Here is an 11,980-nt window from a genome sequence, read left to right as displayed (position 1 = left end):
AAAGAGAAGTCACGGAAAGATGACCATGAGCAACCTTGCCTATGACGCCCCCATGGACGGCGGTGAGACCTCGCCGCAGGACATCGCCGCGATGCAGGCGCTGCGGCCGGTTCCCCGCATCTCGATCCAGGCATTCTGCGAGACCGAGGGTGTCGCCAATCCAGTCGAGCGCGCCGGCGAGGACCGCCGCATGACCAAGGCCCATCTCAAGGTCCATATGGGCGGCGTCCCCACGGCCATCGAATTCTACCAGTCGGCGCCGACGCCGAACCTGATCCTGCTGGAGTCGCGCAGCGAACCCAAACAGCTGCTGGAACAGCTCGCGCAGCTCTCGGAATATTGCGACCCGTCTTCCAAAGTGGTGGTAATCGGCCACTACAACGATGTCGGCCTCTATCGCGAGCTCATCCGCTCCGGCATTTCCGAATATGTCATCGCGCCGGTGTCGATGGCCGACATCGTCAGCGTCATATCGTCGATCTTTGTCGATCCGGAAGCCGAGCCGCTCGGCCGCTCGATCGCCTTCGTCGGCGCCAAGGGTGGCGTCGGCTCTTCCACCATCGCCCATAACGTGGCTTGGGCGATGTCCTCCCTGTTCAAATCCGAGGTGGTCGTCGCAGACCTCGACCTCGCTTTCGGCACCGCCAACATCAATTTCGACCAGGATCCCGCGCAAGGCATCGCCGAAGCGGTGTTTTCGCCCGAGCGCATCGATGAAGTCTATCTCGACCGGCTGCTGACCCAGTGCGCCGAACACCTTTCGCTGCTCGCCGCGCCCTCGACGCTCGAACGCGTCTATGATTTCGATCCCGACGCCTTTACGCAGCTTGTCGACACCGCGCAGCGCACCGTGCCGCTCCTGGTGCTCGACGTTCCCCATGTCTGGACGGGTTGGACCAAGAACACCCTGATCAAGGCCGATGAAATCGTCATCACGGCGACGCCGGAACTGGCCAATTTGCGCAATACCAAGAATTTGGTCGACATGCTCAAACGGCTTCGTCCCAACGACTCGCCGCCCAAACTCATCATCAATCAGGCCGGCGTGCCCAAACGTCCGGAGATTTCCCCGTCCGATTTCGCCGAGCCGCTCGGCCTGGCCGCGATGGCGATCATCGGCTTTGACCCGCTGCTGTTCGGCAATGCCGCCAACAACGGACGTATGCTTGGTGAAATGGACGCCAAGAACCCGGTTGTCGCCACGATCAACGAAATTGCCCATGTGCTGACCGGTCGCAGCGAAATCCGGGTGAAGAAAAAAGCGGGTCTCGGAAATCTGCTCGGCAAGCTTTCGCGCAACAAGAAATGATGCTTCTTCAGTGGAATCGGTAGTGGATCATGTTTGGTAAGAGAGGCAGCGACGACGGCAACCGGTTCAAGCCGGAATTCCGCCAGCCGGCACCGGCGCCGACCGCGCCAGCCGTCGCGGATTCGGCCGATACGGCGGTTCTTGCGAGGCCGGCGGCCGCACCTGCGTCGAGCGCTCCTGTTGCACCGCCGGCCCGCCGCGCGGTCGAGGCGCCGCCGATAGCTCCGGAGCCGAAGCGGGCGGCGCGCGAAAAGAGCGAAACCTATTACGACACCAAGAGCCAGGTCTTCGCCGCCCTGATCGACACGATCGACCTGTCGCAACTCGCCAAGCTCGATCCCGAAAGCGCGCGCGAGGAAATCCGCGACATCGTCAACGACATCATCGCGATCAAGAATTTCGCGATGTCGATCGCCGAACAGGAAGAACTGCTCGAGGATATCTGCAACGACGTGCTTGGCTATGGGCCGCTCGAGCCATTGCTCGCCCGCGACGACATCGCCGACATCATGGTCAACGGCTCCAAGAACGTCTACATCGAAGTCAACGGCAAGGTCGAACAGACCGGCATTCGTTTTCGTGACAACCAGCAGCTTCTCAACATCTGCCAGCGCATCGTCAGCCAGGTCGGCCGCCGCGTCGATGAATCCAGCCCGATCTGCGATGCGCGTCTTCCCGACGGCTCCCGCGTCAACGTCATCGCGCCGCCGCTCGCCATCGACGGCACCGCGCTCACCATCCGCAAATTCAAGAAGGACAAGCTGACGCTCGATCAGCTGGTGAAGTTCGGCGCCATCTCGCCGCAAGGAGCCGAGGTTCTCAAGATCATCGGCCGTGTTCGCTGCAACATCGTCATCTCCGGCGGCACCGGCTCGGGCAAGACGACGCTGCTCAACTGCCTGACCAACTACATCGATCGCGAGGAACGCGTCATCACCTGCGAGGACTCGGCCGAACTGCAACTACAGCAGCCGCATGTTGTCCGTCTGGAAACCCGCCCGCCCAACCTCGAAGGCGAAGGCGAGGTGACGATGCGGGATCTGGTCAAGAACTGCCTGCGCATGCGGCCCGAGCGCATCATCGTCGGCGAAGTGCGCGGACCCGAAGTGTTCGACCTTCTGCAGGCGATGAACACCGGCCATGACGGCTCGATGGGAACGATCCACTCGAACAGCCCGCGCGAATGCCTGAATCGTATCGAATCCATGATCGCAATGGGCGGTTTTTCGCTGCCGCAGAAGACCGTGCGCGAAATCGTCGTCGGCTCCATCGACGTGATTATCCAGGCGGCACGCCTGCGCGACGGATCGCGCCGCATCACTCACATCACCGAGGTGATCGGAATGGAAGGCGACGTCATCATCACGCAGGACATCGTCCTCTACAACATCAAGGGCGAGGACGCGAATGGGCGGCTGCTGGGAGAGCATGTATCGACCGGCATCGGTCGCCCGCATTTCTGGGACCGCGCCCGTTACTATGGCGAGGAGCAGCGCCTCGCAATAGCGCTTGAGGCGATGGAGAAACGCGCTGACTGACGCTGCTGCAGGCGTAAGGGTTCTGGTCGATGTTTGGAATTGACGGCACCGTATTGGCGTTTGTCCTGCTCGCCGGCTTCAGCGCCGGCGCGGTCGCCTATGCATTCCTGTTCACCCGGATCAGCAACGAAAAGCAGGCCGGCAAGCGGCTGGAAACGATCAAGACCGCGGAGACGGATCGCTCCGTCGTCAAGGCCTCGCGCGATCGCGTGGCGGAGGCGGCCAAAAGACGCAAGTCGGTCCAGGATTCCTTGAAGGAACTCGACGAGAAGCAGAAATCCAAGGACAGCGCGGTCAAGAAACCGCCGCTGAAGGCCCAACTGCGCCAAGCCGGCCTGAAGGTTTCCATCGAACGCTTCTACATCTATTCCGCCATTTGCGGCCTAGCCCTGACGATCATCGCCTTTGTGGTGGGGGCGCCGCTTTTTGTTTTGCCTGGTGTGCTGCTGGCCGGTGCGCTGGGCCTTCCGCGCTGGTTCGTCTCATTTCGCCGCGCGAGGCGGGTCAAGGCATTCCTCAACGAATTTCCCAACGCGCTCGACATCATCGTGCGCGCGGTCAAATCCGGCCTGCCGCTGAACGATGCGGTGCGCCTGATCGCCAATGAATCTCCCGAGCCCGTCAAGGCCGAGTTTCGCCGCATCGTCGATTCGCAGCAGATGGGCCTGTCGATCCCGGATGCCACCTTGCGCATGCCCGAAACCATGCCATGCACCGAGGCGAGCTTTTTCGGCATCGTCATTCAGATCCAGTCGCAGGCCGGCGGCAATCTCTCCGAGGCGCTGGGCAATCTTTCGCGCGTGCTTCGCGACCGCAAGAAGATGAAGGCCAAGGTCCAGGCGCTGTCGATGGAAGCCAAGGCGTCCGCCGCCATCATCGGCGCGCTGCCTTTCATCGTCGCGTTTCTCGTCTATCTCTCCAGCCCCAACTACCTGATGCCGCTGTTCACCACGAGCATCGGTAACCTGATCCTGGGAGTTTCGGCCGTCTGGATGTCGATCGGCATCTTCGTGATGCGCAAGATGATGAACTTCGAAGTCTAGGGCCGCGGCATGACCGAACAAGTCGTCAAATCACTGACGGATCCCGGCCTCCTGATCGCGCTGCTGGTCGGCATTGCCGTGTTCGCGACGGTCTTCACCTTGCTGCCGGCATTTGGCGGAAACCAGCTCAAGGCGCGCATGAAGTCGGTCGCGCTGGAACGCGACGAATTGCGCGCCAAGCAGCGCGCGCGGCTTGCAAGCGAGGCGGATCGCCGCCGCAAGGGCCTGCGCGAAGAACAGTCGATCGGCATGCGCAACATCGTCGACAGGCTCGACCTGCGGCGCGCCCTCGCCGACGAGGGTACTTTGCAGAAGCTCAAGGTTGCCGGCTTTCGTGGGCAGAACCCGCTGACGCGGTTCCTCTTCTTCCGCCTCGTGCTTCCGTTTGTCGGCTTCGCACTGGGCGTTATCTACATATTCGTGCTCGGAGGACTGCCGCAGCAGCCACTGTTCATCCGGCTGTTCGTCTGCGTCCTCGTTGCCTATGGCGGCTTCTACGCACCGGTCGTCTATGTCAACAACCGCGCCACCAAGCGCAAGCAATCGATCCAGATGGCATGGCCGGACGCGCTTGACCTGATGCTGATCTGCGTCGAGTCTGGCATGTCGGTGGAAGCGGCGTTGCGCAAGGTCGCCGACGAGATCGGCGCCCAATCGGTGGCCCTTGCGGAAGAATTCATCCTGACGAACGCCGAGCTCTCTTATCTGCAGGAGCGCAAGCAGGCCTATGAGAATCTCGCCAGCCGCACCGGCCTGGAATCCGTCAAGTCGGTGTCGCAGGCACTCGTCCAGGCCGAGCGTTACGGCACCCCTGTGGCGCATGCGTTGCGCGTGCTCGCGGGTGAAAGCCGGGACCAACGCATGAACGCTGCCGAGAAGAAGGCCGCCGCCTTGCCGCCCAAGCTCACCGTGCCGATGATCCTGTTTTTCCTGCCGGTGCTGTTCGCCATCATCCTCGGCCCTGCCGGCATCCAGGTCAGCCAGCGCGGCATCTTCGGCCAGGCGCACGAAACCAGCAGCCAGTAGGTGAATCTGACCGATCCAAAGAAAAACCGCGCGGCTGACGCAGCGCGGTTCTCTTATGCAGGGTTCGGTGGCCGCGTGCCGCTCAGTTGGTTGCGGCTTTCGCCTTGTCCTGGTCCTTGAGCTGGCTCCAGGCATTTTGCTGAGCCAGCATCTGCCTGAGATAAGCGACATTGGCCTCCGCCTGTTCGGGTGACAGCTCCTGCGAGGCGATCTTCTCGGCTTCGTCGAAGCGGCCCTGCAGGCCGACGACCAGCGCCAGGTTCTGGCGCACGCGGCTGTCGGCATTCGGCTGCTGTGCGGCCGAGCGCATATAGGTTTCGGCGGTGCGCAGGTCGCCTCCCAGCACATAGGACATGCCAAGGTTGGAAAGCACCGAAGGTTCGTTCGGCTTGAGCTCCAGCGCCTTGCGGTAGAGCTGGCGCGCGTCATCCTTCTGGCCGAGCTGGTCGAGAATGGCCGCTTCCGCCGACACCAGCCTCCAGTCGGGATATTCCGGCGTCTGCGCCCGGCGCACGGCGTCAAGCGCCGCCTCGAACTGGCCGTTGGCGGCAAGCGCCTTGCCGTAGGCGGCAAGCACGTCGCGATCCTTGGGATAGGCGATCGCCAGCTTGCGCATCACGGCAAGCGACTGGTCGGCATCGCCATCCATCTGCAGCGCCGCAGCGAAGTTGGTCGCTATCCGCTTATCGTTGGGATTCCTGGAATAGGACTGGCCAAGCGCTGCCGTCGCATTGTGCAATTCTCCCGCCGACATCGTCTCCAGCGGCTTGCCGCTGGTGCGTCCGATCGAGCCTGTGCTGATCTTGTCGGTTCCGCAGCCGGCAACGCCTGCGGAAAGGGCGAGCATGAAGGCCGTGGTGATGAGCCGCTTTCCGCTGGCGTTCATCGTGCGGTTCGTCGACATCGGCACCCTGGGCCTCCATTCGTGCGCGTGGCCATTGCGTGGCCATCTTCCCTCTCGAAGAAATATTCTGTTAACCCTAACGGACAGTTAAGAAGCGCCGAATCGACGGACGTCGGCAGGAGAACATCGAATGTCAGTGGAACTGGTCGAGAACAAGCTGAACAACCCGCTTCCTGTCCATCTAGTGGCTAAGGACGGTCTGGAGACGGCCGGTCTGACGTCATCAGCCGTGGCGTGGGCCAGGGCCAACGGCTTCTCCGGCGAAGCGGGCAGGACGCTCATCGTGCCTGCGGAAAACGGCGCGCTCGGCGGTGCCTTGTTCGGCATTGGCGACGGCGAGGGCGCGCTGGCCGTCGGCGCGCTGGCGAAAAGCCTGGCGGAGGGCGACTGGCATTTCACCTCCGCGCCGGCCGAGCCGGAGCTGGCGGCGATCGCGCTGGCCCTCGGCGGCTATGTCTTTACCCGCTATGGCAAGAAACCGGGCAAGGCGCTGCGCTTCGAATTGCCGGCCGGCGTAGAGGCAAAACGCGTTCGCCGCATCGTCGAAGGCGTCTTCCTGACGCGCGATCTTGTCAACACGCCGACCAGCGACATGGGGCCGGACGAGCTGGAGAAGGCGGTTCGAGCCCTGGCCGAAATTCACAAGGCCGAGGTGTCGGTCATCAAGGGCGACGATCTCATCAAGCAGAATTTCCCGATGATCCATGCCGTCGGCCGGGCTTCGTCCAGCGCACCGCGTCTTATCGACATGGGCTGGGGGCCAAGGAGCGCGCCGAAAGTGACGTTAGTCGGCAAGGGCGTCTGTTTCGACACTGGCGGCCTCGATATCAAGCCGTCGTCCGGCATGCTGTTGATGAAGAAGGACATGGGGGGCGCCGCCAATGTGCTGGGTCTGGCCTCGATGATCATGGCCTCCGGATTGAACGTGCGGCTGCGCGTGCTGATCCCGGCCGTCGAGAATTCGATCGCCGGCAACGCCTTCAGGCCTGGCGACGTGTTGGCGAGCCGCAAGGGCATGTCAGTCGAGATTGGCAACACCGATGCCGAGGGAAGACTGGTTCTGGGTGATGCGCTGGCGCTGGCCGACGAGGAGGAGCCGCAATTGCTTGTCGACATGGCGACGCTCACCGGGGCTGCTCGTGTCGCGCTAGGTCCGGACCTGCCGCCCTTCTACACCAGCGACGAGGCACTAGCCTCGGAACTGACGACAGCCTCGCTGGCGGTCGAGGATCCGCTGTGGCGCATGCCGCTGTGGCGGCCCTATGATGCGAAGCTGTCGTCGAAGATCGCCGACATCAACAATGTCACCACGGATGGGTTCGCCGGTTCCATCACCGCGGCGCTGTTTCTCAAGCGCTTTGTCGAGAAGACGCCAAGCTGGGCGCATTTCGACATATTCGCCTGGAACCCCGCCGATCGTCCGCACGGACCTGCCGGCGGCGAGGCGCAAGGCATCCGGGCACTGGAGCGCGTCATCTCGAAGCGTTTTGGCTGAGGTGGCGGCGACTTTCAGGGCCGGCAGGTTGCCGAAACTGAAACGGAACCGAAACAATTTGCCGTCATTCTCGTGCGATGTCGATTTCGATGCGCCCGAGCCAGGCCTTGCGATTGTGGCAGCAAGTGATGCTGTCGCAGGTGCGCGACGACGCGCCCGACCTCACCATGCGCCAGACGGCTATCCTGTTCACCATCTATCTCGATCCGCCGCCGCACACGGTGCGCGGGCTGGCGGCCCGTCTCAACGTCACCAAACCGGTCATCACCCGCGCGTTGGATACAATGGGTGCGCTCAAACTGGTGTCGCGCCATCGCGACGAGCTCGACAAGCGCAATGTGCTGATCAAGCGCACGGTCGAAGGCGCCCTCTTTGTCGAGCGCTTCGGCGATGGTATCATCGCCAAGGCACAAGAGCTGCCCATCTGACGATCAGCCGCTTCAATGGATAAACTGATTTGACCGCCAGGGATGCCCGCCTCCACGCCTTTCGGCCCGATCTTGCCGATGCGAGATTGAAAGGAGAGGTCGCTGCCGACCGCTTTGTCGCCGGCCGGCCGGCGCGGATTTCGATCCCGGTTGCCGATATCCGCAAGGCTCCGCGTCCAGACGCTGGTGTCAACACGCAAGCCCTGTTCGGCGATGACGTGCTCGTTTTCGAGGACAGAGAGGGCTGGGCCTGGATCCAGGCCGAACGGGACGGTTATGTCGGCTATGTCGCCGACGCCATGTTGGGCGGGCGGGATCATGCGCTCACCCATATCGTCTCCGTGCCCCGAACTTTCCTCTATCCCGGCCCGGATCTGCGCCTTCCGATCGCGGGACAGCTGTCGATGGGGTCCACCGTCACGGTGACCGGGTCCGCCGAAACGCGCGGCACCCACTATGCCGTCCTGCCCTCCGGTGAGGCAATCATAGCGGGTCACCTGCGGCCGCTCAGTAATGTGGCCGCCGACTATGTTTCGGTGGCCGAGACGTTCCTTGGCACCCCTTATCTCTGGGGCGGTGTCTCCGGCTTCGGCATCGATTGCTCCGGCCTCGTGCAACTGGCGATGCGCATGGCCGGCGCCGATGTCCTGCGCGATTCCGACATGCAGGCGCAGAGCATCGGCGAGCCGCTCGATCCGGGCCCCGATTATTCCGGCCTGCGCCGCGGCGATCTCGTTTTCTGGAAAGGCCATGTCGCCATCATGACCGATGCCGAGACCATGATCCACGCCAACGGCCACACCATGCTGGTATCGCGCGAAGGTCTGAAGGAAGCCGTCGCCCGCATCGGCTATCTCTACGGCGGGCCGACGGAGTTCCGGCGGCCATAGCGCCGATCCTCCCTTCTTCCGGGGGAGAGAAAAACTGCTCGATCACCTTTTGTTCCGATTGTTCTTGGCGTTCGCACGCCGTCGCGCTACCTCTGACGCGTGACACAGAAGCCGCGCCTTGCCGACCAGAATGCCGCCGTTGTCCTGCCCGAGCCATTCCTGAGATGGTTTGGCGAGAAAGGCTGGTCGCCGCGCGCCCACCAGATCGAATTGCTGGCGAGGGCTCAAGCAGGGCAGTCGGTGCTGCTGATTGCACCGACCGGCGCCGGCAAGACGCTGGCCGGGTTCCTGCCTTCGCTGACCGAACTGGCCGTCAGGGCCAGGCGAAAACCGGGACAGGCCCGCCGCGGCATCCACACGCTCTACATCTCGCCGCTGAAGGCGCTGGCTGTCGACATCGAGCGCAACCTCGGCAAACCGGTGGAGGAGATCGGGCTCTCCCTCACCATCGAGACCCGCACCGGCGACACGCCGGCGCACAAGCGCCAGCGGCAGAAGCTGGTGCCGCCCGACATCCTGCTCACCACGCCCGAGCAGCTTGCGCTGCTGATCGCGGCACCCGATGCCAGGCGTTTCTTCGAAGACCTGCGCTATGTCGTGCTCGACGAGTTGCATTCGCTGGTGATTTCGAAGCGCGGTCATCTCCTAGCGCTTGGTCTGGCGCGGCTGCGCCAGTTCATGCCCGAGGTTCAGACCATCGGACTTTCCGCCACGGTGGCCGAACCGGACGAATTGCGCCGCTGGCTGGTCGGCCAGAATCCACCCGGCGATATGGCCGAACTGATCGTCGTTACCGGCGGCGCAAAGCCCGAAATATCCATCCTTGACTCGGAAGAGCGCGTGCCCTGGGCCGGACATTCGGCCCGCTACGCGACGCCCGAGATCTACCGCGAGATCAAGCGCCACAAGACGACCCTGCTGTTCGTCAATACGCGCAGCCAGGCGGAGTTGCTGTTCCAGGAATTGTGGCGCGTCAACGAAGATACCTTGCCGATCGCGCTGCATCACGGATCGCTCGATGTCGCGCAGCGGCGGCGGGTCGAGAAGGCGATGGGCGACAATGCGCTGCGCGCCATCGTCGCCACCTCGACGCTCGACCTCGGCATCGACTGGGGCGACGTCGACCTTGTCGTGCATGTCGGCGCACCGAAAGGAGCGAGCCGGCTGGCACAGCGCATCGGCCGCGCCAACCACCGCATGGACGAACCGTCCAAAGCCATCCTCATCCCGGCCAACCGCTTCGAGGTGCTCGAATGCCGGGCAGCGCTGGACGCCAACTATCTCGGCGCGCAGGATACGCCTCCACTGGTCGATGGCGGGCTCGACGTGCTGGCGCAACATGTCCTTGGCTGCGCCTGCGGCGCACCGTTCCGCGCGGATGATCTTTACGAGGAGGTGCGGTCGGCGGCCCCCTATGCCGGCCTCGATCGGCCGACATTCGACCGCGTCGTCGATTTCGTCGCCACGGGTGGCTACGCCTTGAAGAGCTATGAGCGATACGCCCGCATCCGCCTCAACAAGGAGGGATTGTGGCGGGTATCCAATCCGCGCGTGGCCCAGCAATACAGGCTGAACGTCGGCACTATCATCGAGGTGCCGGCGCTCAACGTGCGTTATGTCCAGGCCGGCAGCAAGGGTTCCGTGTCGCGCGGCGGCAGGGTTTTAGGCAAGATCGAGGAGGCTTTCCTCGAGACGCTGACGCATGGCGACACCTTCATGTTCGCCGGCAAAGTTCTTCGCTTCGAAGGCATTCGCGAGAATGAGTGCTTCGTCTCGAACGCGCCCGGCAGCGATGCGAAGGTGCCTTACTATGGCGGCGGCAAGTTCCCGCTTTCGACCTATCTCGCCGAACAGGTCCGCGCCATGCTGGACGATCCGCAGCGGTGGAAGAAACTGCCCGAGCAGGTGGCCGACTGGCTGCGCTTCCAGGTCGACAAATCGGTGCTGCCCAAACGCGATGACCTGCTGATCGAGACCTTTCCGCGCGGCAACCGCCACTATCTGGTCGCCTACCCCTTCGAGGGCAGGCTGGCCCACCAGACGCTCGGCATGCTGCTTACCCGCCGTCTGGACAGGACGGGCGCCAGGCCGCTTGGCTTCGTCGCCACCGACTATGCCTTGGCCATTTGGTCGCTGGGCGACATGGGGGCGATGTTCAAAGCCGGAAAACCCTCGCTCGGCGCGCTTTTCGATGAGGACATGCTTGGCGACGATCTCGAGGCCTGGCTGGCAGACAGCTGGCTTCTCAAGCGCACTTTTCGCAATTGCGCGCTGATTTCAGGGCTGATCGAAAAGCGTCATCCCGGCAAGGAGAAGAGTGGCCGTCAGGTGACTGTCTCGACAGACCTTATTTATGACGTCCTGCGCAGCCATGAGCCGGATCACATATTGCTCCAGGCGACGCGCGCGGACGCGGCGGCGGGCCTGCTCGATGTCAGCAGACTTGCGGACATGCTCTCGCGCATTCAAGGTCGAATCATGCATAAGAACCTCGAACAGATATCGCCGCTCGCCGTGCCGATCATGCTCGAGATCGGCAAGATGCCGGTGCACGGCGAAGCCGATGAAACGCTGCTGATGGATGCGGCCACGCTGGTTGAGGAAGCCATGGGGCCGGAGATGGCTGAGGAATGAATTTTTCGCTGGCGCGTGCATCGTTGATCGCCGACGCCGATCTGGTCGGCATCGCCGGCGAACGTGCGGTCTGCGATCCGCGCGGCGTGCTCTACTTTCCCGAGCTCAAGCTTCTGGCCGTTTCCGATCTGCATCTGGAAAAAGGCTCATCGCTGGCAAGGCGCGGCATGCTGCTCCCGCCCTATGACACCGGCGCGACCTTGCTGCGATTGCAGGCCGTCATCTCAGACTACCAGCCGGCAATCGTCATCAGCCTGGGCGATTCCTTCCATGATGGCGGCGGCGCCGAGCGCATGCATCGAAGTTTCCGCGAACGGCTGGAGGCGCTGATGGCGGGCCGCGACTGGTTCTGGGTGGCCGGCAACCATGACCCGGAGGCGCCGGCCGACCTGCCGGGCGATACGGTGCGCGAACTCGCCATCGGCTCGTTGCTGTTCCGGCACGAGCCGTCGAAGCTGCGCGTCGAGGGCGAGATATCGGGCCATCTCCATCCCTGCGCCCGCATCGTCCAGCAGGGCCGTTCGGTGCGGCGGCGCTGCTTCGCCGGCGATGGCGGCCGCATGATCATGCCCGCCTTCGGCGCCTATACCGGCTCACTCAACGTGCTCGACCGCGCCTATGCCGGCCTGTTCCGCCTGGAATCGCTGATGGCGTATATGCTCGGCACGGACCGCATCTTTGCGATTTCAGGCTCGATGCTGCGACCCGGCTGA

General features: G+C 63.2%; 10 protein-coding genes. 9 read left to right on the top strand and 1 reads right to left on the bottom strand.

The genetic code is table 11. The annotated features are described in order from the left end of the window. Positions 1–19: 19 nt before the first annotated feature. Genes FJ953_RS16635 through FJ953_RS16620 form a run of 4 tightly spaced genes read left to right on the top strand, consistent with a single transcriptional unit; the run spans position 20 to position 4,916 of the window. Positions 20–1,309 (top strand): CpaE family protein, encoded by a 1,290-nt coding sequence (locus tag FJ953_RS16635; protein WP_140496712.1) that lies wholly within the window; start codon positions 20–22, stop codon positions 1,307–1,309. Positions 1,310–1,338: 29 nt separating this feature from the next. Next, the gene (locus FJ953_RS16630; RefSeq protein WP_140496710.1) at positions 1,339–2,847 is read left to right on the top strand and encodes a CpaF family protein; all 1,509 of its coding nucleotides are present in this window, start codon (positions 1,339–1,341) and stop codon (positions 2,845–2,847) included. Between the two features lie 29 nt (positions 2,848–2,876). Next, complete coding sequence (locus FJ953_RS16625) at positions 2,877–3,890, top strand: type II secretion system F family protein (protein ID WP_140624817.1); 1,014 nt, start codon at positions 2,877–2,879, stop codon at positions 3,888–3,890. Positions 3,891–3,899: 9 nt separating this feature from the next. Further along, positions 3,900–4,916, top strand: coding sequence for a type II secretion system F family protein (locus FJ953_RS16620; RefSeq protein WP_140496706.1), 1,017 nt, complete (start codon positions 3,900–3,902; stop codon positions 4,914–4,916). A gap of 82 nt (positions 4,917–4,998) precedes the next feature. Here FJ953_RS16620 and FJ953_RS16615 read toward each other — a convergent pair whose 3' ends face one another. Then, on the bottom strand, positions 4,999–5,820 hold the full coding sequence (locus FJ953_RS16615; RefSeq protein ID WP_140624816.1) for a tetratricopeptide repeat protein: 822 nt from the start codon (positions 5,818–5,820) through the stop codon (positions 4,999–5,001). Between the two features lie 130 nt (positions 5,821–5,950). Here FJ953_RS16615 and FJ953_RS16610 point away from each other — a divergent pair, with 130 nt between their 5' ends. From FJ953_RS16610 to pdeM, 5 genes are all read left to right on the top strand, one after another. Further along, entirely contained in the window at positions 5,951–7,315 is a 1,365-nt protein-coding gene (locus tag FJ953_RS16610) for a leucyl aminopeptidase family protein (protein ID WP_140624815.1), read from the top strand. A gap of 77 nt (positions 7,316–7,392) precedes the next feature. Then, the gene (locus FJ953_RS16605) at positions 7,393–7,743 is read left to right on the top strand and encodes a MarR family winged helix-turn-helix transcriptional regulator (RefSeq protein WP_140513216.1); all 351 of its coding nucleotides are present in this window, start codon (positions 7,393–7,395) and stop codon (positions 7,741–7,743) included. Between the two features lie 29 nt (positions 7,744–7,772). Next, entirely contained in the window at positions 7,773–8,633 is an 861-nt protein-coding gene (locus tag FJ953_RS16600) for an NlpC/P60 family protein (protein ID WP_140523910.1), read from the top strand. Positions 8,634–8,732: 99 nt separating this feature from the next. Next, entirely contained in the window at positions 8,733–11,267 is a 2,535-nt protein-coding gene (locus FJ953_RS16595) for a ligase-associated DNA damage response DEXH box helicase (protein WP_140523913.1), read from the top strand. Then, the gene (pdeM, locus tag FJ953_RS16590; protein WP_140496693.1) at positions 11,264–11,980 is read left to right on the top strand and encodes a ligase-associated DNA damage response endonuclease PdeM; all 717 of its coding nucleotides are present in this window, start codon (positions 11,264–11,266) and stop codon (positions 11,978–11,980) included. The genes FJ953_RS16595 and pdeM overlap by 4 nt, the downstream gene beginning before the upstream one ends.

The organism is Mesorhizobium sp. B2-3-6, from assembly GCF_006442305.1.
In the GTDB taxonomy this organism is placed as follows: domain Bacteria; phylum Pseudomonadota; class Alphaproteobacteria; order Rhizobiales; family Rhizobiaceae; genus Mesorhizobium.
The sequence above is the reverse complement of the archived record's forward strand: the minus strand, read 5'-3'. Positions and strand labels throughout refer to the sequence as shown.